The 21529-nt window shown below is 60.5% G+C and carries 21 protein-coding genes; 17 read left to right on the forward strand and 4 right to left on the reverse strand.

Annotation, left to right across the window (positions count from 1 at the left end; all coding sequences use genetic code 11):
* Positions 1-96: 96 nt before the first annotated feature.
* On the reverse strand, positions 97-669 hold the full coding sequence (gene betI, locus Q0899_RS00365; protein ID WP_298292834.1) for a transcriptional regulator BetI: 573 nt from the start codon (positions 667-669) through the stop codon (positions 97-99).
* Positions 670-829: 160 nt separating this feature from the next.
* On the opposite strand from betI, the gene Q0899_RS00370 reads away from it, so the two are divergent.
* From Q0899_RS00370 to Q0899_RS00385, 4 genes are all read left to right on the forward strand, one after another.
* Entirely contained in the window at positions 830-2038 is a 1209-nt protein-coding gene (locus Q0899_RS00370; RefSeq protein ID WP_299190666.1) for a BCCT family transporter, read from the forward strand.
* A gap of 60 nt (positions 2039-2098) precedes the next feature.
* Complete coding sequence (gene betB / locus Q0899_RS00375) at positions 2099-3550, forward strand: betaine-aldehyde dehydrogenase (protein ID WP_299190667.1); 1452 nt, start codon at positions 2099-2101, stop codon at positions 3548-3550.
* Position 3551: 1 nt separating this feature from the next.
* Positions 3552-5210, forward strand: coding sequence for a choline dehydrogenase (gene betA, locus Q0899_RS00380; RefSeq protein ID WP_299190669.1), 1659 nt, complete (start codon positions 3552-3554; stop codon positions 5208-5210).
* A 92-nt stretch (positions 5211-5302) separates the two neighbouring features.
* Positions 5303-5920, forward strand: coding sequence for a thermonuclease family protein (locus tag Q0899_RS00385; RefSeq protein WP_299190672.1), 618 nt, complete (start codon positions 5303-5305; stop codon positions 5918-5920).
* Here the strand turns inward: Q0899_RS00385 and Q0899_RS00390 are convergent.
* On the reverse strand, positions 5917-7299 hold the full coding sequence (locus Q0899_RS00390) for a short-chain fatty acyl-CoA regulator family protein (protein WP_298292824.1): 1383 nt from the start codon (positions 7297-7299) through the stop codon (positions 5917-5919). The genes Q0899_RS00385 and Q0899_RS00390 overlap by 4 nt on opposite strands.
* 80 nt (positions 7300-7379) lie before the next feature.
* Positions 7380-8597 carry a multidrug effflux MFS transporter gene (locus Q0899_RS00395; RefSeq protein WP_299190674.1) on the reverse strand — a complete coding sequence of 406 codons (1218 nt, stop codon included), beginning with the start codon at positions 8595-8597 and terminating at the stop codon, positions 7380-7382.
* Between the two features lie 187 nt (positions 8598-8784).
* Between Q0899_RS00395 and Q0899_RS00400 the strand changes: the two genes are divergently transcribed.
* From Q0899_RS00400 to Q0899_RS00445, 10 genes are all read left to right on the forward strand, one after another.
* Positions 8785-10317 carry an acyl-CoA carboxylase subunit beta gene (locus Q0899_RS00400; RefSeq protein ID WP_299190676.1) on the forward strand — a complete coding sequence of 511 codons (1533 nt, stop codon included), beginning with the start codon at positions 8785-8787 and terminating at the stop codon, positions 10315-10317.
* Positions 10287-11099 (forward strand): hypothetical protein, encoded by an 813-nt coding sequence (locus tag Q0899_RS00405; protein WP_299190678.1) that lies wholly within the window; start codon positions 10287-10289, stop codon positions 11097-11099. The genes Q0899_RS00400 and Q0899_RS00405 overlap by 31 nt, the downstream gene beginning before the upstream one ends.
* Positions 11100-11231: 132 nt before the next feature.
* The gene (locus tag Q0899_RS00410; protein ID WP_299190680.1) at positions 11232-11525 is read left to right on the forward strand and encodes a hypothetical protein; all 294 of its coding nucleotides are present in this window, start codon (positions 11232-11234) and stop codon (positions 11523-11525) included.
* Positions 11522-12289, forward strand: coding sequence for a class I SAM-dependent methyltransferase (locus Q0899_RS00415; RefSeq protein WP_299190682.1), 768 nt, complete (start codon positions 11522-11524; stop codon positions 12287-12289). Before Q0899_RS00410 ends, Q0899_RS00415 begins: the two co-directional genes overlap by 4 nt.
* Positions 12290-12323: 34 nt before the next feature.
* Positions 12324-12779 (forward strand): DUF6497 family protein, encoded by a 456-nt coding sequence (locus Q0899_RS00420; RefSeq protein ID WP_298292814.1) that lies wholly within the window; start codon positions 12324-12326, stop codon positions 12777-12779.
* A gap of 214 nt (positions 12780-12993) precedes the next feature.
* Positions 12994-13125 (forward strand): hypothetical protein, encoded by a 132-nt coding sequence (locus tag Q0899_RS00425; protein WP_298292812.1) that lies wholly within the window; start codon positions 12994-12996, stop codon positions 13123-13125.
* A 149-nt stretch (positions 13126-13274) separates the two neighbouring features.
* Entirely contained in the window at positions 13275-13634 is a 360-nt protein-coding gene (locus Q0899_RS00430; RefSeq protein ID WP_298292810.1) for a hypothetical protein, read from the forward strand.
* Between the two features lie 334 nt (positions 13635-13968).
* Entirely contained in the window at positions 13969-14172 is a 204-nt protein-coding gene (locus Q0899_RS00435) for a hypothetical protein (protein ID WP_298359228.1), read from the forward strand.
* A gap of 150 nt (positions 14173-14322) precedes the next feature.
* Positions 14323-14523, forward strand: a complete 201-nt coding sequence (locus Q0899_RS00440; protein ID WP_298292806.1) for a hypothetical protein — start codon at positions 14323-14325, stop codon at positions 14521-14523.
* A gap of 115 nt (positions 14524-14638) precedes the next feature.
* The gene (locus tag Q0899_RS00445; protein ID WP_299190685.1) at positions 14639-16654 is read left to right on the forward strand and encodes an acetyl/propionyl/methylcrotonyl-CoA carboxylase subunit alpha; all 2016 of its coding nucleotides are present in this window, start codon (positions 14639-14641) and stop codon (positions 16652-16654) included.
* Positions 16655-16670: 16 nt separating this feature from the next.
* Here Q0899_RS00445 and Q0899_RS00450 read toward each other — a convergent pair whose 3' ends face one another.
* Positions 16671-17144, reverse strand: coding sequence for a DUF4174 domain-containing protein (locus Q0899_RS00450; RefSeq protein WP_298292802.1), 474 nt, complete (start codon positions 17142-17144; stop codon positions 16671-16673).
* Between the two features lie 55 nt (positions 17145-17199).
* Between Q0899_RS00450 and Q0899_RS00455 the strand changes: the two genes are divergently transcribed.
* The 3 genes from Q0899_RS00455 (at position 17200) to Q0899_RS00465 (ending at position 21528) form a co-directional block, all read left to right on the forward strand.
* Positions 17200-18252: a hypothetical protein gene (locus tag Q0899_RS00455; protein WP_299190688.1), complete on the forward strand. Its 1053-nt coding sequence runs from the start codon at positions 17200-17202 to the stop codon at positions 18250-18252.
* Positions 18218-20347: a methylmalonyl-CoA mutase gene (scpA, locus tag Q0899_RS00460; protein WP_298292798.1), complete on the forward strand. Its 2130-nt coding sequence runs from the start codon at positions 18218-18220 to the stop codon at positions 20345-20347. Before Q0899_RS00455 ends, scpA begins: the two co-directional genes overlap by 35 nt.
* Positions 20348-20466: 119 nt before the next feature.
* Positions 20467-21528: an AI-2E family transporter gene (locus Q0899_RS00465; RefSeq protein WP_299190690.1), complete on the forward strand. Its 1062-nt coding sequence runs from the start codon at positions 20467-20469 to the stop codon at positions 21526-21528.
* Position 21529: the final 1 nt, after the last annotated feature.

Here is a 21529-nt window from a genome sequence, read left to right on the forward strand (position 1 = left end):
GTGCGGCTCAGCCGCGCGTGATATTTGTGCTCTTGGGAGGCTTTGCCTCCCGCCGCACGGGCATCCCTCCAGCATATTTCCGGCAGAAAGAAGCTGCTATTGAAGAAGCAGGGTGACGAGGGCCGCCGCATCTTTTCGCGCTTGGCTCGGGTTGCAGTCATTTGACTGTGCAGCTTCCAGCCAGACGCCGTCCATATAGGCCTGGAGCATTGCCGTGACAGCGGCGCGTTTGTCTGGGGGGAAGAGGTGTTTGACCTCCGCCTGGACATGGCTTTGCACACGGGCGCGGTTAATGCTGTGAAGGCGCGACAGGCTGGGCGCGTACGGGGCGTTGGACCAGAATTGCACCCAGAGCGAGCATTGCGCGGGCGTGAAGAGCTGATCGTCGAAATTGGCATCGATGACCGCAATGAGACGGTCGCGCGCAGTATTTGCCGCCGCGTAGCGTCGCAGCATTGCCTGTTTGAGAAGCGTAAGCAAATGGCGCATAGTGGCCTCCATCAGCTTCTCCTTGGAGCCAAAGTAATAGGCGATCGAGGCCGCGGAGCTGCCGGCCTCCTTGGCGATCTCTGCCATGGTGACCCGGCCGAACCCATGCGCGTGCACGCCACGAATCGTGGCGGCGACGAATTCGTCATGGCGGATATCGCGGATACGGCGGCGGGTCATCGTGCGAGCATGACACAACCGGTGCTAAGTTCAAGTTTCTGGACGCAAATTCCAAAAACTGAATGGTCGTTCAGGATTTGTTGAGTTTTTGCAGCCGCTGTGATAGCCGTTTTCCCACAACAAAGACGGGCATCCATGCCCGCATTTAGGGAGACCTCAAATGAACCTCGTTATTTCCTTTGGCATCTTGCTCGCCTTCGCGCTGGTGCTGTTTTGCGTCATCAAATGGTGGAACGTGCGCTGCATCGGCGTGACGCCCGTGCCGCTTTTCACCTTTATTGCGATCCTGTTCACCTCGGGGCTGGATGTGGGGCTGATCATGTTCCCGCTGGCCTTTGACTTCCCGCTTTATGCGGATACCGCGACCGAGCCCGCCTACGCGTTTACCAACCCGTTGGCGTTGGAATTCGGGTTCTGGGGTTTCCTGATCTGGGCGTTCTACTTCCTGACGAGCTTCTATTTCTGCGTGATTGAACCGAGGGTGAAGTTCTTTGAAATCCCCGCGGTGCGCATCCTAAACAACATCGTCATCATCGCCACCTGCGCGTTCACCGCGTCGCTGTTTTTGATTTACATGCCGTACTACATCCCCGAAATCGGCGATGGGGAAAGCGTTGTGGCCACGTTCTACGTCATTGTTTTCGCGGTGATTTTGGCGGCGGCTTACAGCTCCACAGACATCAAGTTCGTGAAGGTTCTGTCGCTGAGTTCGTCCTTCCTGTTCCTCGGGTTGATCGCCTTGCTGTGGATCAATGCTGGGATTGGCCTGGGTGAGTTCGGATCCTCGATCAGCAACATCGGCGGCTACTTTGCCAATATCCACAAATTCGTGCTGCCGCTGACCGAATATCACGAGTTCTACCTGTTCTGGTGGTTTGCATGGTCGATCATGATCGGGCAGTTCACCTCGCGCTTTGTGGGCGGGCTGAAGACCTGGCAGCTGCTGGCCGCTTTGCTGATCTTCCCGTCCATCCCGTTGGCGATCTGGTTTGCGGTTCTCTACCACTACTACCTCAACGAGCTGACCACCGTGGGCCTGATGAACATCGCCATGGTCGTGGTGGGGATCACCTTCGTGATCAACTCGCTGGATTCGCTGATCCGGCTGTACACCGACAACCTGAACCTGACCACCAAACGGTTCGGCAAGGCCGCATATATCGCGGGCAACGTGGCGGTTCTGTTCGGACTGACGCTGCTGTTCCAAAGCCAGTGGCTGCAGATCCAGTGGATCGGGGCGATCGTCATCCTGATCTACCTGGCCTGCATGTTCTACATCCTGGCGACCAAACGCAGCGAAGTTGCGGCGATCAATTCCTCGCCTGAAGAAAACGAGCTCGACTTCGGCAAGATCGAAAACGTTCATTAAACCAACCTTCGGGTCGGCTCCTTCGGGGCCGGCCCGTCACAAATTCTAAGGATACCGCCAATGCGCGCCCAGCCCATCGCCAGCCACTTCATCAACGGCGCATATGTTGAAGACACCGAAGGCCGCGAGATCGAATGTATTTACCCCGCCACCGGCGAGGTTGTGGCCAAGCTCCATTCGGCCACGCCCGCGATCATTGAACAGGCGCTGGCCTCCGCCAAGGAAGGGCAGAAGATTTGGGCAGCGATGACGGGCACCGAGCGGGGGCGCGTGTTGCGTCGCGCGGCGTTGATCATCGAGGAACGCAACCACGAGCTGTCCGTGTTGGAGACGTTGGACACCGGGAAACCGATGTCTGAGACGCTGTATGTGGACGCGACATCGGGGCGCGAAGCGTTGGAATATTTTGGCGGTCTTGCCGGATCCCTGACCGGGGAGCACATCCAGCTGGGTCAGGACTGGGTCTACACAGTGCGCGAGCCGTTGGGGGTCTGCGTGGGCATTGGCGCCTGGAACTATCCGACCCAGATTGCGTGCTGGAAGGGCGCGCCTGCTTTGGCCTGCGGCAACGCAATGATTTTCAAGCCGTCGGAAACCACACCGATTTGCGCGTTGAAAGTGGCGGAGATTTTGCACGAGGCGGGGTTGCCCGCGGGCGTTTACAACGTGGTCCAAGGATACGGCGACGTTGGGGCCGCGTTGGTGACTGACGCCCGGGTCGACAAAGTGTCGCTGACCGGATCGGTGCCGACGGGGCGTAAGGTCTATGCCGCCGCCGCCGAGGGCATGAAGCATGTCACGATGGAGCTGGGCGGCAAGTCCCCGATGATCGTGTTTGACGACGCGGATATTGAAGACGCCGTGTCGGGGGCCATTTTGGGGAATTTCTACTCCTCCGGGCAGGTCTGTTCCAACGGCACGCGGGTGTTCGTGCAGAAGGGCATCAAGAAAGCGTTTCTGAAGCGCCTGAAGGAGCGGACGGAGCAAGCCGTGATGGGCGACCCGATGGACGAGGCCACCAATTTTGGGCCGATGGTGTCTGCCAACCAGATGAACATCGTGCTGGGTTATATCGACAAGGGTGTCGACGAGGGGGCCAAGCTGGTCACCGGCGGCAAGATGGCGCAGCGCGACGGGTTCTTCATCGAGCCCACCGTGTTTGCCGATGTCACCGACGACATGACCATCGCGCGGGAGGAGATTTTTGGCCCCGTAATGGCCGTGCTGGATTTTGAGGATGAAGACGACGTGATCGCACGCGCCAATGACACCGAGTTTGGACTTGCGGCAGGCGTCTTTACCAATGACCTGACGCGGGCGCATCGGGTGTCGCAGGCGTTTGAGGCGGGGACGTGCTACATCAACACCTATAACCTTGCGCCTGTGGAGGCTCCGTTTGGCGGCTCCAAGGCCTCGGGCGTAGGGCGTGAGAATTCCAAGGAAGCGATCAACCATTATAGCCAAGTGAAGTCCGTCTATGTGGGCATGGGGCCGGTCGAGGCTCCGTTCTGACATGCAGGCAGATTATGTGATTGTCGGCGCGGGGTCGGCTGGCTGCGCCATGGCCTACCGCATTGCGGAGGCGGGGCGTTCGGTCCTCGTGATCGAGCATGGCGGCACCGATATCGGGCCGTTCATCCAGATGCCGGGTGCGCTGAGCTACCCGATGAATATGTCGCGTTACGACTGGGGCTTTAAGTCCGAGCCCGAGCCGCATTTGGGCGGGCGCGAACTGGTGACGCCGCGCGGCAAGGTCATTGGCGGGTCTTCAAGCATCAACGGTATGGTCTATGTGCGCGGGCATGCCGGAGACTTTGACCATTGGGCGGAGCAGGGCGCGGATGGCTGGTCCTACGCGGATGTGCTGCCCTATTTCAAGCGGATGGAGCATTGGCATTCCGGGGGACGGGGTGGCGACAAGTCGTGGCGCGGCCGCAAGGGGCCGCTACATGTGTCGCGCGGGCCGGGGTCGAACCCGCTGACGCAGGCCTTTATCGACGCGGGCGTGCAAGCGGGCTACCAGATGACACCGGATTACAACGGCAAGCAGCAGGAAGGTGTGGGGCCGTTTGACGCGACCATCCGCCATGGGCGGCGCTGGTCGACGGCAAATGCCTATATGCGCCCGGCCTTGAAGCGGGACAATTGCGAAATCGTGAATGCGTTTGCGCGCAAGGTTGTCATCGAGGATGGCCGCGCCGTGGGCGTCGAGGTGGACCGCGGCGGCCAGATTGAGGTGATCCGCGCCAATGCTGAGGTGATTATCTCCGCCTCCTCCATCAACTCGCCCAAGCTGCTGATGCTGTCGGGGATCGGGCCTGCCGCCCATCTGGCGGAGCATGGCATCGACGTCGTCGCGAACCGCGCGGGCGTGGGGCAAAACCTGCAGGACCATTTGGAGCTGTATATCCAGATGGCGGCCTCCAAACCGGTGACGCTGTACAAGTACTGGAACATCCCCATGAAAGGTTGGGTCGGCACGCAATGGCTGCTGGCCAAGCTGGGGCTGGGGGCGTCGAACCAGTTTGAAAGCGGGGGCTTTATCCGGTCCAAGGCGGGGGTGCGCTACCCTGATATCCAGTTCCACTTCCTGCCCATCGCGGTGCGCTATGACGGCAAGGCGGCCGCTGAAGGCCATGGTTACCAGGCGCATGTGGGGCCAATGCGGTCCGAGTCGCGGGGGCAGGTCACCTTGCGGTCCAGCGACCCCAACGACGCCCCGAAGATCAAGTTCAACTACATGTCCCACCCCGAGGATTGGGAGGATTTCCGCACCTGTATCCGCCTGACGCGGGAGATATTCGGGCAGCAGGCCTTTGCGGAGTATTCCAAGCACGAAATTCAGCCGGGCGAGGCGGTGCAAACAGATGACGAGTTGGATGATTTCATCCGCGAACATGCCGAAAGCGCCTACCATCCCTGTGGCACCGCCAAGATGGGCCGCGCGGATGACCCAAGCGCAGTTGTCGATCCCGAGGCGCGGGTAATTGGTGTGGACGGGCTGCGGCTGGCCGACAGCTCGATTTTCCCGCGTATCACCAATGGCAACCTGAACGCGCCTTCGATCATGGTGGGGGAGAAGGCGTCGGATCACATTTTGGGCAAAGCGCCTTTACCGAAAGACAACGCGGAGCCGTGGTTCCATCCTGAGTGGGAGACCAAGCAACGTTAACCATTTGGCAATAAGGATTAACATTCTCCCTTGTTTGGTGTCGCTAAAGCCGCCATGTCTGGGACATGTTAAGACTTTGTTTAATTTGGTTAATGATGTGCGGCACGGCGCAGGCGCGGGACTTTTCGGCTCCGGCTGAGGTCATTGACGGCGACACGATCCGGCTGACGCGAGACGCGTGGGTGTTCCGTCTGCATGGCATAGACGCGCCGGAAATAGACCAGTATTGCGGCGACGCGGCCTGTGGTCTCGCGGCGCGTGATTGGTTGGCGGGTTTGATCCAAGGCGACGCCGTGCAGTGCCGCACCATCGGCGGCAAGGACCGCTATGGACGCTACGTGGCCAAATGCTACCACGCCGGGCGCGACATTGGCGCGATGCTGGTGGAGGCGGGATATGCGCGGGCATATCTCAGATATTCCTCTGACTACGCTTTGCTGGAAAAGGAAGCCGCGTTGAACAAGCGCGGGTTTTGGGCGGGGGAATTTGGTGACCCGTCACAACACCGCGCGGCCAAGGTGCAGCCTGCCTCCGCGCCGGAGGGCTGCGTGGTGAAGGGCAACATCTCCCCCAATTCGGGCGAGAAGATTTACCATGTCGCGGGCCAGCAGCAGTATGCGAAGGTGTCGATCAACACCGCCAAGGGCGAGGCCTGTTTTGGGAGCGAGGCCGAGGCCCGCGCCGCCGGTTGGCGCAAGGCACGGCGTTAAGATCCGACCTTATAGGGCAGGGTCGCGCGCAGGTTGTGGTCGACGCTCAGCTTGCTTTCCAGCGGCGGAACAGAGCGTTGGTGGCAATTGACCCGCTCGCAGATGCGGCAGGAAATTCCAATGGGTTCAAAGGCTTGCTTCTTGGCGGGGAGCAGGTCGTCTGCGTAGATCAGCGCGTCGGCGTGGCTGATTTCGCAGCCCAACCCGATGGCGAAGCGGCGGGTGGGGGCGGTGAAGCTGCCGCCCGGTTTTGATACATCGCGGGCCAGCGAGATATATTGCACCCCGTCGGGGGTTTCGGCCAGTTGGCGCAGGAAGCGGCCCGGCGTCTCGAACGCCTGATGCACGTTCCAAAGCGGGCAGGCGCCGCCGAAGCGGGCGAATTGTAGCCGGGTGGCAGAGTGACGTTTGGTGATGGTGCCGGCCTGATCGACGCGCACGAAGAAGAACGGGATGCCCTTTGCGCCGGGGCGCTGCAGGGTGGACAGCCGGTGGGCAACTTGTTCGATCGACGCGCCGAAACGGTCGGCGAGCTGCTCGAGGTCATGGCGCGTCTCCGTCGCGGCTTTCAGGAAGCTAGCATAGGGCAGCAGCGCGGCACCGGCGAAGTAGTTGGCCAGCCCAATCTTGGCAATCTGACGCGCGGCGTCGGTCTGGAAACGAGCCAGATCAAGCGTCGCTTCCAGCAGGTCATTGTGGGACACCAGAGCCACTTGATGCAGGACCTGAAACCGTTGCGTCGGCGGCGTGGCGCGGGCGGACAGGGTCAGGGTTAGGCTCGGGTTGTCGAAGCGGCGCAGATGCGGCGTGTCGGCGAAGCGCAGGTCGAATGTCAAGCTATCCGTGCGCAGCACATCGCCATTGAGCGATTCTGCAAAATGTTCAGCCGCGCGGTCGACGGCGTCGATGTAGTTGTCGCAATAATGGAAGAAGTCGCGCACTTCCTCCCAAGGGGAGGGCTGCAAGGCGGCGTCTTCACGCCCCAAAGCCTCATCGAGGGAGGCAAGGCGTTCATGCGACTGGCGGTAGGCGCGGTGCAGTTGCAGGAACGCATGGGCAAGCCCTGGCGCGTTGGAGGCCGTGAGCTGCAGGTCAGGAATGGGGGGCATGTTGCCGTCAAAAACCGGGTCGGCAAGGGCTTCACGCATATCGGTGACCATGCGTTCGGCGTCGCCTGCGCGGAGTTCGGTAATGTCGAAGTCAAATTCCTGCGCCATGGAGAGAACCACGCTGGTCGAGACCGGGCGGTGGTTGTTTTCCATCTGGTTGAGATAGGGCAGGGACACGCCCAGCTTGGCGGCGAAGGCCTTCTGGGTCAGGCCGAGCTTGGTGCGCAGCGCGCGCAGTTTGACGCCTGCGTAGAGTTTCTGGGTCGCCATGGTCGTGCTTTCACTTGGTGACTTTGCAACTTTGCTACTGGCCATCTAGCACTTTGCAAACCCGCCTGGCAATTGCAGCCTTATGGGGCGGCCACCGTCTTGGCGCGTTGTTTTACGTAGAAGATGGCGGCCAGACAGCCGACCGAGCTGATCAGCATGATCCACTGCAGCGGGTAACTGCCGCCGCCTAGTTGCAAGAGCGTGCCCGCAAGCGCCGACAGGGCCGCGCCGCCACCGATCATGATAGCGCTGCCGACCCCTGACGCCGTGCCCGCCAAATGCGGGCGCACCGACAGCAGGCCTGCAGAGGCATTTGGCAGAACCATCCCGTTGCCGATGCCCACAAACGTACAGAAGCCAAAGAACAGATAGGCACTGCCAAAGCCCGCAAAGGTCAGCAGCAGCGACAGTGCCATGCCAAGGGTCAGTATCGATCCGCCGATGACGATCATCCGGTCAATGCCGATTTGCACCGATAGCCGTGCAGAGATGTAGTTGCCGAAGAAATAGCCCACAGCAGGGACCCCAAAGAATATCCCCACGGCGGTCGACGGCATCCCGTACACCTCGGTCGCGACATAGGGCGCGCCACCCAGAAACGCGAAGAATGCACCCGATGAAAAGGCCGCTGCAAGCGCGTAGCCCCAGAACCTGCGGGACGTGAACAGCTCCGGGTACTCGGCCAGCTGCGCCTTGAACCCCATGCCGCCGGAGCGGTTGGTTTCGCCTTGGTCAAAGTAACACAATGTGCCCAGCGCCATGCCAAACAGGATCAGAAACAGGAACGTCGCGCGCCAGCCAAACGCCTCGTCCAACAGCCCGCCAATCGCGGGCGCGAACATCGGCACCAGGGACATCCCCATGGTGACATAGCCAATCATTGCAGCACTTTGCTCTTGCGAAAACATGTCGCGCACGATGGCGCGGCTGACCACCATGGCGACCGCCACCGTGGCCTGCACCATCCTGAAGATAAGGAAAACCTCGATGCTGGTCGCGGTCATGCAGCCGATTGTGGCCAGCACGAAGATGGCAATGGCGGCCAGGATGACCGGGCGCCGCCCAAACTTGTCCGAGATCGGCCCGACGAACAGCTGCGTCAACGCGGTGCAGGCCAGATACAGCGACACCGACAGCTGCATCACCCCGTAGGAGGTGCCGAATTCACGCGTCATCGCGGGCAGGGAGGGCAGGAAGATGCTCATGTTCATCGCCGACACCCCTGCAAGCAGGACCAGCGTGAAAATGTGGGGTGGCGTTGTCCGGTCTAGAAATTTGACGGAAGTATCAAAGGGCATCCATCCCCTTTACGCCGATTTGCGGGATTGTCCATGACCTGAACTGCACATCGGTTGTGCATCAAAAATTTGCAGATTTGCAATTTGATGTGCCGTTGCAGGAAAAAATTTGCAAATTTGCTGAAATCCTCTTTGTTGCAGTGCAGCGAAACTGTACTGTGGCGCAAATTTCAACGGGGGTTCCGACATGAAAGACATTCTCAGCGAGTTGGAGGCGCGCCGCGACGTGGCCCGCAAAGGCGGCGGGCAGCGCCGCATCGACGCGCAGCACAGCAAGGGCAAGCTGACCGCGCGCGAGCGGATCGAGCTGTTGTTGGACGAGGGCTCGTTTGAAGAGTTTGACATGTTCGTGGCTCATCGCTGCACCGAGTTCGGGATGGAGGCGGAACGCCCCGCAGGCGACGGCGTGGTCACCGGATGGGGCACTGTGAACGGGCGAATGGTCTACGTCTTCAGCCAGGACTTCACCGTCTTTGGCGGATCGCTGTCGGAAACCCATGCGCAGAAAATTTGCAAAATCCAGGACATGGCGATGCAAAACGGCGCGCCGATCATCGGGATCAACGACTCGGGCGGTGCGCGCATTCAGGAAGGCGTGGCCTCGCTGGCGGGCTATGCCGAGGTGTTCCAGCGCAACATCATGGCGTCGGGTGTGGTGCCGCAGATCAGCGTGATCATGGGACCATGCGCGGGTGGTGCTGTCTATTCGCCCGCGATGACCGACTTTATCTTCATGGTGAAAGACACCTCCTACATGTTTGTCACCGGCCCCGACGTGGTGAAGACTGTGACCAACGAGGTTGTCACGGCCGAAGAACTGGGCGGGGCGTCGACCCATACCAAGAAATCCTCGGTCGCGGACGGCGCGTTTGAAAATGACGTGGAGGCTTTGGCCGAGGTCCGCCGTCTGGTCGACTTCCTGCCGTTGAACAACCGAGAGAAGCCGCCGGTCAGGCCATTCTTTGACGATGTCGCGCGGGAGGAGACGTCGCTGGACACGTTGATCCCCGACAACCCGAACACGCCCTACGACATGAAAGAGCTGATCCACAAACTGGCGGATGAGGGCGACTTCTTCGAGATACAGGAAGACTTTGCCAAGAACATCCTGACGGGCTTTGTGCGCCTGGAAGGTCAGACTGTGGGCGTGGTGGCCAACCAGCCGATGGTGCTGGCGGGGTGCCTGGACATTGACAGCTCGCGCAAGGCCGCGCGGTTTGTGCGCTTCTGCGACGCGTTTGATATCCCGATCCTGACGCTGGTCGATGTGCCGGGCTTCCTGCCGGGGACGTCTCAGGAATATGGCGGGGTGATCAAGCACGGGGCCAAGTTGCTGTTCGCTTACGGCGAGGCGACGGTGCCGAAAGTCACTGTTATTACCCGCAAAGCCTATGGCGGCGCCTATGACGTGATGGCGTCCAAACACCTGCGCGGCGATTTCAACTACGCATGGCCCACGGCCGAGATTGCGGTGATGGGGGCCAAAGGCGCGGTCGAAATTCTCTACCGCTCCGAGCTTGGTGACACCGACAAGATTGCCGCCCGCGTGGCGGATTATGAGGACCGGTTCGCCAACCCGTTTGTCGCCGCCGAGAAGGGCTTCATTGACGAGGTGATCATGCCCCATTCGACTCGCCGCCGGGTCAGCCGGGCCTTCGCGTCGCTGCGCGGCAAGAGCCTGAAGAACCCGTGGAAGAAGCACGACAACATTCCGCTCTGATGCCTCGCACTGTTTCCCATATTGTCGCGTTCGGCGCTGCTGCGATTTGGTCGTTGTGGTGCAATTCAAGCGTCGCGCAATCAGCCCTGCCTGATATCGAGATATTTGGGGCTCAGTGGAAAACTGAACTCGGTGACGATAGCGCCGATTTTGAGGGTCAACGCGTATCGGTCGTGCTGAAACCGCCTGCGGGAACCAATTTTGTGGGAGTGGACCAGGTGGTCGAGACCTTCCGGGAAGCCTGCGGTCAGATCGTGGCGCGGCCAGCAGACTTTTCGAGTAGCCAGCATGCATTGGATGACCTGACTTTTGTTCACATGGCTGTAGAGATCGGTGAGCAGTCGCTTTACCCTTATCTGTTCAGCCAACGCGTAGCGAATGGGGCTTGTACCGGGACGATTTCTTTTATCATGCCGAACCTGAAGGAGCCGTTTTCAAAGCATGACCCCAATGAAGAGTTGCTGTCCATTTTGAACCTGTGGGGGCTTGGCGCGCCGGAGGTCAGCTTTACAGTTGGGACCAAAGGGCGGGCTTTGGAGGTCGACGTGCCGCTTCTTCCAAATTTTGAGCGTGACCCGTCCAGCTTGAACGCAATGGCGATCTGTATTCATTCATTGGCCAATATCGAGGCATCTTTCAAGTGGCTAGGCGTGCCTACGCGGGCCGAAAACTATCCCAGCATCAAGATTGATTTGGTGCAGGCCCAGCTTGGTGGCTTAACTCGCGTTCTTGGTAGAGCAGAATTTGGAGTGGAGGACGGCAAATGCGTGCCTTTATCGTGATGCTCGAACGCTACCTCGTAAAGCAAACGCCGGATTTGAGTATTTTTGACCAAATGGAGACGGGGCGTTGAACCCTACCTTTCAAAAACCGCTTGAAATGGCGGCCCACGCATCGGTGCAGGGGGCGGGCTGATGGCCAAGGGAAAAGCCGAGAACGTGCTGGTTCTGGTCGCGGCGCTGGTCGTCGTGATTGCATTGGCGGCTGCGATCATGTGGCAGCGGGGCATGTTCGACGAGGAAGGGCAGGACGGGCCACACGTCACCGTTCGGAAGCTGGATTTCGGGCGACCGGGGATGAGCGACGCGATGCAGATCGCTCTTTGTGACGCGCGGGCGGTTCACTCTCCCCGCAACAGCGCGCGGGGCAATCAGCTATTCTGCGCCGAGGCAGACAGCACCATGTCACGGAGGACGAGCCAGCTATGAGTGTAACCAACCCCCTGAACAAAGCAGAGATCGACGCGGCCGCAATGAAAGCCGTTGAAGACATGGACATTTCCATGTTTTCGACCGGCGACGTCGTGAACATGATTTTGCAGCGTGCACAGATCATTTTTGACGTGGACCGCGGCGGGCAGCTGATCCGCGCCTGGTCGGATGGCGACGCCCAGCCATTGGTCGAGGTGGCCGAGGCCCGGCCCGAGCTTTTGATCCGCCGCACGCTGGCGGCGATCTATCAGGAATTTGAGGAGACGCTGCCGACCCTGCGCGCCATTGACCCCGAACGGATCGCCGATATCGGCTGCGGCTATGGGTTCTTTGACGTCTTCGCTGCCCGGGAACTGGGCTGCGACATTGTTTTGATCGACATCGAGGAAAACGAGAATCGGCATTTCGGCTACAAAATGTCGGGGTCTGCCTATTCCAACCTCGGCGTGGCGCGGGAATTTGCGCTTGCCAACGGGGTGAAGAAGACCGCCGTGACGACCATTAACCCCAAGTCACAGGACCTTGCGGAGGTGAAGCCGGTTGACCTGGCCGTCAGCTTCATGTCCTGCGGGTTCCATTACCCGGTGAACACCTACATGGACTACTTCCGTGATGGCGTCACCGCCGACGGCCATCTGATCATCGACCTGCGCGCCGCGCGCGAGGAAGAGCAAAGCCGTACCCTGTCCGAGATCGGTAAGCTCGATATCTTGTGGGCGCGTGAGGCGCTGGTCTGCGTGCATGTAAAGAAGTCCGGCTGATGGGGCCTTGGCCACATAACGGGCAGGGTCCGCAATGAGCCTGAGCCTCGGCATATGGGCCTTTGCCTGCGCCACGATCGGCGTGGGCTGCGAGGAGGAGCCGGTTCTGACGCCCTTGCCCGATCCTGTCCCGTTGGAGCAGTCAGCCGACGGCACCATCGCGCTGCCCTCCGGGCTGGTTGTGCGGCTGCATGAGACCCGGCTGGAACCCAAAGGTGTGCCGACCCATTCCGTCAACACCGTGCGGCTGCGATATGTGGCCCCCAATTTGGGCGACACATTCAGCTTTGAGCAGATCGAGGGGGACTTTACCCACCTTTGCGCCACGTTCGGGCTGATGACTCGCGCGCAATCCGCACCCGACGCAGGGCAAATCATCATCTCGATTGCATCGCAACAAACCGCTTTTGGCGAATCCGCGCCGAACGTGGTGCAATATTTTGATGCCTTCTCGGTGCAAAATGACGCCTGCATCTGGGAGGGTTTATGAAAAATACACCATATATTGAGTGTGTTAGCCAATCTGGGCGGGCACATGATGCAAACGCGACACATCGTGATTTCGGCAACGCTGCACAGTATTTTTTCCCAACGAAAACAGATAACTTGCATCAAGGTCGCATTTCTGTGACCCATACAGCGTGTGTCGACGATCCCTGGGGTGACTCGGGGCCATTGACGTATGAAACTAATAGGAGACAGACATGTCCAAGAGCATCAAAGCTATCGTTGCCCTCGGCTTCGTTGCAATCGTCGCAGCTTGCGGCGGCCAGCAAGAAGAAGAAGTGGTTATTGTTGAGCCAGTGGTCGAAGAGCCCACATTCAACAAGTTCTAATACCTTTGCGGGGCGGCCCTTTTGGCCCGCCCCGCAAAACCCCACCCGCTCCGCCGTGCGCGTTGAGCCGGGGACCCATCCCACTACATTCCTAACGTTTCTTCGCCTTATCGGGCGTTGTCCGCGCTTGCCTTTTGGGGGAGTATCCCATGCTTAAGCACCGTGGTTTCCCAGGCCGTTTGCCCGGCACCGACTTCCAGTTCACCATCCGCCGCGACAACAAGAACGGCGCCACCCCGTTGATTGCCCGCGAACGGTTCGCCGACCGCCGCCCGCCTGACCGGCGTGCCGACGAGGGGTTCATGTGGGCCCTTTGGTCCCATTTCGGCGACGCGCCGTTTGAACGCGGCAACCTGGACGCCGGACGGCTGAGCTGGATGTTTGGCCGCGAGGTGATTCCCGCCGAGGACCCGTTTGACCCTGAAAGCTACGAGGCCCTGCTGCAAATCGACGAAACCCGCGCCCGCGCAGCCTTTCCTGCTGCTTTTGACGGCACTTACGGGGCATAATCGGCGTGTTTTTGCTTTCCCTAACGTCATGTGAGCAGAAAATGGCCCAAATTTGCGCGGGTGTCATGGCGCGCTTTGCGCCCGCTGCGGCGCGTTGCACCTTGGTTCAGCAAGCATATCCCTCCAGCACAGAGACGTGCTTGCGTGTACAAAACCGTTACCCTTCCCCTCTGAAGAGGTCTGCCCCATCGGGCAGACCTCTTTTTTTGTGGCGAAGCGGTCGCAGGGGGAATTTGGCAGGAAACCGCCCATTTTTACCCCACCGCAATTTTGCAGAATCTTTTTGTAACCACACGTGCTTACGTGCGGAAAAAACAAATCGAGGAGAGCAGGAATGCGTAAATCAATCATCACAGTTGGTCTTGTGGCCATCATCGGCACCGTTGCGGCATGCGACAACGACGCGGAACGCGGGCTTGTCGGCGCGGCGGGCGGCGCGGTCGTCTCCAAGGCCGTTGGGGGCGACCTTCTTACGGGCGCCGTCATTGGCGGCGTGGGTGGCGTGTTCTGCGACGACGTGGGCGTTTGCCCAAAGTAACGCGGCATTAGCCCCAAAATGGCAGGGTTTGGCCGACAGGCCAGCCCGTTTTGCGGCGGAGCGCCGCCCGTTTTACACCTCACACAACCGTATGGAACCAATCCGCGCGATTGGGTGTTCTCATTGCAATCATGCAAAAGGAGAGCAGACATGCGTAGAACACTCATCACACTCGGGCTTATCGCCATCGGCGCCACCGTTGCGGCCTGCGACTCGGACGCGGAACGCGGGCTTGTTGGTGCCGCTGGCGGCGCAGCGGTTGCCAGCGCCACAGGCGGCAGCGCGCTTGCGGGCGGCGTCATCGGCGGCGCGGCTGGCGTCTTCTGCGACGACGTCGGCATCTGTAAGTAACACCACCACAACTGCGGCCCTTGGGTCGCCTGACAGCTTTGACCGGGGTGCAGCAATGCGCCCCGGTCTTTCTATTTCTACTGGCGCTGCGGCGCGTGAACTGGGGACCTAAAACATGTTCAAGAAAATCCTGATCGCCAACCGGGGCGAGATCGCCTGCCGCGTCATCAAGACCGCCCGCAAGATGGGGATCAAAACGGTTGCCATTTATTCGGACGCCGACCGCAACGCGATGCATGTGCGCATGGCGGATGAGGCGGTTCATATCGGCCCGCCGCCCGCCAACCAGTCCTACATCGTCATCGACAAGGTGATGGACGCCATCAAGCAGACCGGCGCGGAAGCCGTGCACCCGGGCTACGGCTTCCTGTCGGAAAATTCCAAATTCGCCGAGGCATTGGAGGCCGCTGGCGTCGCCTTCATCGGGCCACCGGTCGGCGCGATTGAAAAGATGGGGGACAAGATCACCTCCAAAAAAATCGCCCAAGAAGCCAAAGTGTCGACCGTGCCGGGCCATATGGGGTTGATCGAGGATGCCGAGGAAGCGGTGAAAATCTCCACCGGCATTGGCTATCCGGTGATGATCAAGGCCTCTGCCGGTGGCGGCGGCAAGGGCATGCGTATCGCGTGGAATGATGACGAGGCGCGGGAAGGGTTCCAATCCTCCAAGAACGAGGCCGCGAACAGCTTTGGAGACGACCGGATTTTCATCGAGAAATTTGTGACCCAGCCACGTCACATCGAAATTCAGGTGCTCTCGGACGGGCAGGGCAACACCATCTATCTGGGGGAGCGTGAATGTTCCATCCAGCGCCGCAACCAGAAGGTGATCGAGGAAGCGCCGTCCCCGTTTCTTGACCCCAAGACCCGCAAAGCCATGGGCGAAGAGGCCTGCGCCTTGGCTGATGCCGTGGGCTATTCAAGCGCCGGGACCGTGGAATTCATCGTGGACGGCGACAAGAACTTCTACTTCCTGGAAATGAACACCCGCCTGCAGGTGGAACACCCCGTGACCGAGCTGATCACTGGCGTCGATCTGGTCGAACAGATGATCCGCGTGGCCTATGGCGAAAAACTGAAGATCAAGCAAAACGACATCAAGCTGAACGGCTGGGCCATGGAATCGCGGCTGTACGCGGAAGACCCGTATCGCGGCTTCCTGCCCTCGATTGGCCGGCTGACCCGGTACCGCCCGCCGGAAGAGATTTCCAAGAAGGACATTGTCGTGCGCAATGACACGGGCGTTTACGAGGGCGGCGAAATTTCGATGTATTACGACCCGATGATCGCCAAGCTGTGCTCATGGGGCCCGGATCGCGCTTCTGCCATCGAGAACATGCGCGTGGCGCTGGACAGCTTCGAGGTGGAAGGGATCGGGCATAACCTGCCGTTCTGCTCTGCCGTGATGGACCACCCGAAATTTGTGTCCGGCGACATCACCACCGCGTTCATCGAGGAGGAATATCCCGATGGATTTGAAGGGGTTACGCTGGATGACGACGCTTTGGCGCGGGTGGCCTCTGCCGCTGCGGCGATGAACCGGGTCGCCGAAATCAGGCGCGCCCGCATCTCGGGGCGGATTGACAACCACAAGCGCAAAGTGGGCAAGGATTGGGTCGTGACTCTGCAGGGCCAGGACTTCCCGGTGAAGGTGAAGGCCGATCTGGACGGCTCCACCGTCAAGCACAAGAAGAAGGGCCCCGCAAAGGGCGTATCGCATCGCGTGACATCCGACTGGACCCCGGGTGACCGCCTTGCGGAGCTGGAGATCGACGGACAGCCGTTAGTGTTGAAGGTCGACAAGGCCACAGGCGGGTTCCGCCTGCGCACCCGTGGCGCCGATATGCGCGTGCATGTGCGCACGCCACGTCAGGCGGAATTGGCCGCGCTGATGCCCGAAAAGGTCGCGCCGGACACGTCCAAGCTGCTCTTGTGCCCGATGCCGGGCCTGATCGTGAAACTGGATGTCGCCGTCGGCGACGAGGTTCAGGAAGGCCAGGCGCTGTGCACCGTGGAGGCGATGAAGATGGAAAACATCCTGCGCGCAGAGAAGAAGGGCGTGGTGTCCAAGATCAACGCTGCCGCCGGCGACAATCTTGCCGTAGACGATGTGATCTTAGAATTTGAGTGATGTTTAGCGCGCGGCCTCACCCATCTGTGCTGGACGCTGCCGCCTTGCGGTCGCGGATTTCCTGCTGCCGCATCGGCATCTTGTCGATGGCGCGGGACAGTTCGCGCACGGACCAAGGGAAGGGCTTGCGCAGTTTCACGTCGCCATCTTTGCCGATCAGCACCAGCATGAAGCCACGCGGGCGCAATTGTTTGCGCAAGGGGGACAGTTTGGACGGGTCCGTGTCAGTCAGAATGACGACGTCACGCTCGGAAAGCGCGTCGGTGCGGGCCTCAAGAAGTTCCAGCTGGCGGACGAAGGCAGGGTCGCGGTCGGTATCGGCGAAGACCACAATCGGGCGCTTTTCCCAGAGAAAATCGTTCAAATTCAATTCAATTACGTCTTTTGGGGCCATATCGTCGCCGTCCTCGGACGTGGTCTGCGCCATGCCCGAAAACGCGGCCGCAACCACGGAAAATGCCGTAAAAACAAAGATCAAGGTGTGTTTCATAGTTCCTCCGCTTGCAGCTTATATAGGCGGTCATTCGGGCATTTCTAAGGGCAAATTGACCTTTGCTGCACAAAGCCGCGTGATTAACGGCTTTGACAGTGTTTTGCCTGAGAACCTCTTGCCAAACCGTGCCGCATGGGCACCTGCGCAAAAGGGTCGTGATCTGATGGAAATTTGCCTGCATTTGGGTGCGCATCGCACCGGCTCAACCTCGTTGCAGATGTTTCTGAACGCCAACCGCAAGACTTTGGCGCGCGACCGGATGAGCATCTGGGGGCCGGGGCGTACCCGCTCGGGGCTGTTTGCGGGGCTGGTCCGGGACCCCGATCTTGTACAGCCCTGTGACGAGGCAACGGCAGAGCGATCGATAGGACGCATCCGCATGGAAATTTCGCGCGCCAGCCAGAACGGCATGCGGCGGCTGGTGATCAGCGAAGAGAACATGATTGGCACGATGGCGCATAACTTCCGCCGCTCGCGCCTGTATTCGCAAACCCACCCCCGGCTGAGCCGCTTCGCCCCCGCTTTCGCGGGACACCAGGTTCGGATCGGGTTGGCGGTGCGGTCCTACGACAACTACTGGGCCTCGGCACTGGCGTTCCGCATCAAGGCGGGGGCGGCATTCCCGACGGAGGCGGATCTGGACAGGCTGACCACCCAACCGCGCCGGTGGCGGCATGTGATCGCGGATGTGGCGTCGGTTTTTCCCGATGCCAAGATCGCGGTTTGGCCGTTTGAGGCATGGTCCGATCAACCCGCTCCGCAGCTGGGCGCGCTGTCGGGCCGGGTCTTGCCACGCGGTCTCAGCGGCAACGGCACCACACATAATGCGTCGCTGACGGCGGTGGAAATCGCGGAAATCGCCATGGAGCGGGGCCACACCGACATTGTGAGCAACCTGATGGGACGGCGCGGCCGCTACCAGCCCTTCAATGCCGACCAGATACATAAATTACGACAGGACTACGCGACCGACATCGACTGGCTGATACAAGGCAGCGACGGTCTGGCAACTTATTTCGACCCGACCGGAGACACATCCGGCGGGCCGCTGGATGCAAGAGGAAGATACGATGACGAAGAAGCAAGACTGGGCCAAACGGGCTGAGGCCGAACTCCGCGGCCGCCCGCTGGACGCGCTGACATGGGACAGCCCCGAGGGCATCGCAATCCAACCGGTCTATAGCGCGGAAGATGCCGACGGGCTGGACCACATGGGATCCATGCCGGGGGAGGGACCCTTTACCCGCGGCCCGCGGGCCACGATGTATACCGGCAGGCCCTGGACCATCCGGCAATATGCCGGTTTCTCCACCGCTGAGGAAAGCAACGCATTTTACCGCAAAGCATTGGATGCAGGGCAGCAAGGCGTGTCTGTTGCGTTCGATCTGGCGACGCATCGCGGATATGACAGCGACCACGAGCGGGTTGAAGGCGACGTTGGCAAGGCGGGCGTCGCGATCGACAGCGTCGAGGACATGAAGATCCTCTTTGATGGCATTCCATTGGACAAAATCAGCGTGTCGATGACCATGAACGGCGCGGTGATCCCGGTGCTGGCGTCCTTCATTGTCGCGGGCGAAGAGCAGGGCCATGACCGCGCGGTGCTGTCGGGCACCATTCAGAACGACATTCTGAAGGAATTCATGGTGCGCAACACATACATCTACCCCCCCGAACCCTCGATGCGGATCGTGTCGGACATTATCGAATTCACGTCGACCGACATGCCGAAATTCAACTCGATCTCGATTTCCGGCTACCACATGCAGGAGGCAGGTGCGAACCTGGTCCAGGAGCTGGCCTTTACGTTGGCGGACGGCAAGGAATACGTGCGCGCCGCGATTGAGAAGGGCATGGATGTCGACAAGTTTGCCGGACGGCTGTCCTTCTTTTTTGCCATTGGCATGAACTTCTTTATGGAAGCCGCCAAGCTGCGCGCCGCGCGCTTCCTGTGGCACCGCATCATGACCGAATTTGGGGCGCAGAAAGAGGGCTCGAAGATGCTGCGCACCCACTGCCAGACCTCCGGCGTGTCGCTGCAAGAGCAGGACCCCTACAACAACATCGTGCGCACCGCCTATGAGGCGATGAGCGCGGTGCTGGGCGGCACGCAGTCGCTGCACACCAACAGTTTTGACGAGGCGATCGCGCTGCCGACGGCTTTCTCTTCAAGGATTGCCCGCAACACCCAGCTGATCTTGCAGAACGAGACCAAGGTGACCAAGGTCGTCGACCCGTTGGCCGGCAGCTACTACGTCGAAAAGCTGACCGCGGACCTGGCGGATGAGGCCTGGAAAATCATCGAAGAGATTGACGAGATGGGGGGCATGACCAAAGCCGTGGCCTCCGGCATGCCGAAGCTGCGGATCGAGGAAGCCGCCGCACGAAGGCAGGCCGAGGTCGACCGCGGCGACGAGGTCATCGTTGGGGTCAACAAGTTCAAACTGGACGAGCAAGACGACATTGACATTCGCGACGTGGACAACATCGCAGTGCGCAACAGCCAAATTGCGCGACTAGAGCAAATCCGAGCGACGCGAGACCAGGCGGCCTGCGCCGCGGCCCTGGCCGCCTTGGAAAACGGTGCGAGGGACGGCACCGGCAACCTGCTGGCGCTTGCGGTCGAAGCCGCCCGCGCCCGCGCCACAGTAGGGGAAATCAGCATGAGCATGGAAAAGGCATTTGGCCGTCACCGGGCTGAGGTGAAGACGCTGGCGGGCGTATACGGCGCAGCCTACGAGGGCGACGCGGGCTTCGCCGCCATTCAGCAAGACGTGGAAACCTTCGCCCAAGAAGAGGGCCGTCGCCCGCGCATGCTGGTGGTCAAAATGGGCCAGGACGGCCACGACCGAGGGGCCAAGGTGATCGCCACAGCCTTTGCCGATATCGGGTTTGACGTCGATGTGGGCCCGCTGTTTCAAACCCCTGCAGAGGCGGCGCAGGACGCGGTGGACAACGACGTGCATGTTGTTGGCATCAGCAGCCAAGCGGCCGGACACAAGACGCTGGCGCCGCAGCTGGTGGCCGCCTTGAAGGAGGCAGATGCAAGCGAGATCATCGTTATCTGCGGCGGGGTGATCCCGCAGCAGGACTACGACTTTCTCTACAATGCGGGCGTCAAGGCGATCTTCGGGCCCGGGACCAACATCCCCGAGGCGGCGAAAGACATCCTCGACCTGATCCGAAAGTCGCGCGGCTAGATCAGGGGCTCAAACTTTCCCCGAAAGTTTGTGACCAAAGTCTCCTCGAGACTTTGGTGTCGCGGGTTGCAACGCCGCGCGTGATGGGCCACATCTTGGGCAGGCTTGCAAGAGGCGTCATGGCACTACCAGTTCAAGATCAGGCGAAATATTGGGGCATCGCGGCTGTTGTGTTTGGCTTGATGCTTTGGTTCCTCGGCGACGTGTTGCTGCCTTTCGTCGTCGGCGGCGCCATTGCCTACATGATGGACCCTGTTGCCGACCGGCTGGAGCGGCTAAAATTCAGCCGGGTGGCTGCAACCGCCACGATCTCGTTGGTGGCCATCGTGGTGATCGTGCCGTTGCTGATCTTCGTGGTGCGGGAAGTCGTCGACCAAACCGCCGGCCTGCTGGAGCAGGCCCCGACCTATCTGTCCAGCCTGTACACCTACTTCTCCGAGCGGTTCCCAACCCTCCTTGACGAGACCTCCACCCTGCGCAAGGCGCTCAGCGGGATTGGCAGCACCCTGCAGGAACGCGGCACCGCCTTTGTGCAAACCGTGTTCAGCTCGGCCGTGGGCGTGATCAACGCCGCCGTGTTCGTGGTGGTGGTGCCGGTGGTGGCCTTCTACCTGCTGCTGGATTGGGACAACATGATTGCCCGCATCGACGCGCTGCTGCCGCGCGACCACGCGCCGGTGATCCGCGAACTGGCCACCGAGATCGACAACACCCTGGCCAGCTTTGTGCGGGGACAGCTGACCGTATGCGGCATTCTCGGCACCTTTTACGCGGTCACTTTGATGCTTGTCGGGCTGCAATTCGGCCTGGTTGTGGGCGTGATTGCGGGGCTCATCACGTTCATCCCCTATGTGGGCGCGCTGGTGGGCGGCGCATTGGCCATCGGGCTGGCGTTGTTTCAGTTCTGGGCGGAGCCGCAATGGATCGTCGCCGTCGCGGTCATCTTCGCCGTCGGCCAGTTTCTGGAGGGCAACATCCTGACCCCCAAACTGGTGGGCGAAAGCGTCGGGCTGCACCCGGTCTGGCTGCTCTTCGCCCTGTCGGCCTTTGGGACATTGTTTGGCTTCGTCGGCATGCTGGTCGCCGTGCCAATCGCCGCCATTTTCGGCGTTCTGACCCGATTTGGCATCGTGCAATATCAAGGCAGCCGCCTGTATCGCGGCTTGCACCGGGACGACTGAC

The sequence above is a fragment of the uncultured Litoreibacter sp. genome (genome assembly GCF_947501785.1).
In the GTDB taxonomy this organism is placed as follows: domain Bacteria; phylum Pseudomonadota; class Alphaproteobacteria; order Rhodobacterales; family Rhodobacteraceae; genus Litoreibacter.

What these genes read in the sequence shown, in the direction of transcription:
- betI (WP_298292834.1), bottom strand. Translation starts at nt 669, where the DNA reads ATGACCCGCCGCCGTATCCGCGATATCCGCCATGACGAATTCGTCGCC.
- Q0899_RS00370 (WP_299190666.1), top strand. Translation starts at nt 830, where the DNA reads ATGAACCTCGTTATTTCCTTTGGCATCTTGCTCGCCTTCGCGCTGGTG.
- betB (WP_299190667.1), top strand. Translation starts at nt 2,099, where the DNA reads ATGCGCGCCCAGCCCATCGCCAGCCACTTCATCAACGGCGCATATGTT.
- betA (WP_299190669.1), top strand. Translation starts at nt 3,552, where the DNA reads ATGCAGGCAGATTATGTGATTGTCGGCGCGGGGTCGGCTGGCTGCGCC.
- Q0899_RS00385 (WP_299190672.1), top strand. Translation starts at nt 5,303, where the DNA reads ATGATGTGCGGCACGGCGCAGGCGCGGGACTTTTCGGCTCCGGCTGAG.
- Q0899_RS00390 (WP_298292824.1), bottom strand. Translation starts at nt 7,299, where the DNA reads ATGGCGACCCAGAAACTCTACGCAGGCGTCAAACTGCGCGCGCTGCGC.
- Q0899_RS00395 (WP_299190674.1), bottom strand. Translation starts at nt 8,597, where the DNA reads ATGCCCTTTGATACTTCCGTCAAATTTCTAGACCGGACAACGCCACCC.
- Q0899_RS00400 (WP_299190676.1), top strand. Translation starts at nt 8,785, where the DNA reads ATGAAAGACATTCTCAGCGAGTTGGAGGCGCGCCGCGACGTGGCCCGC.
- Q0899_RS00410 (WP_299190680.1), top strand. Translation starts at nt 11,232, where the DNA reads ATGGCCAAGGGAAAAGCCGAGAACGTGCTGGTTCTGGTCGCGGCGCTG.
- Q0899_RS00415 (WP_299190682.1), top strand. Translation starts at nt 11,522, where the DNA reads ATGAGTGTAACCAACCCCCTGAACAAAGCAGAGATCGACGCGGCCGCA.
- Q0899_RS00420 (WP_298292814.1), top strand. Translation starts at nt 12,324, where the DNA reads ATGAGCCTGAGCCTCGGCATATGGGCCTTTGCCTGCGCCACGATCGGC.
- Q0899_RS00425 (WP_298292812.1), top strand. Translation starts at nt 12,994, where the DNA reads ATGTCCAAGAGCATCAAAGCTATCGTTGCCCTCGGCTTCGTTGCAATC.
- Q0899_RS00430 (WP_298292810.1), top strand. Translation starts at nt 13,275, where the DNA reads ATGCTTAAGCACCGTGGTTTCCCAGGCCGTTTGCCCGGCACCGACTTC.
- Q0899_RS00435 (WP_298359228.1), top strand. Translation starts at nt 13,969, where the DNA reads ATGCGTAAATCAATCATCACAGTTGGTCTTGTGGCCATCATCGGCACC.
- Q0899_RS00440 (WP_298292806.1), top strand. Translation starts at nt 14,323, where the DNA reads ATGCGTAGAACACTCATCACACTCGGGCTTATCGCCATCGGCGCCACC.
- Q0899_RS00445 (WP_299190685.1), top strand. Translation starts at nt 14,639, where the DNA reads ATGTTCAAGAAAATCCTGATCGCCAACCGGGGCGAGATCGCCTGCCGC.
- Q0899_RS00450 (WP_298292802.1), bottom strand. Translation starts at nt 17,144, where the DNA reads ATGAAACACACCTTGATCTTTGTTTTTACGGCATTTTCCGTGGTTGCG.
- scpA (WP_298292798.1), top strand. Translation starts at nt 18,218, where the DNA reads ATGACGAAGAAGCAAGACTGGGCCAAACGGGCTGAGGCCGAACTCCGC.
- Q0899_RS00465 (WP_299190690.1), top strand. Translation starts at nt 20,467, where the DNA reads ATGGCACTACCAGTTCAAGATCAGGCGAAATATTGGGGCATCGCGGCT.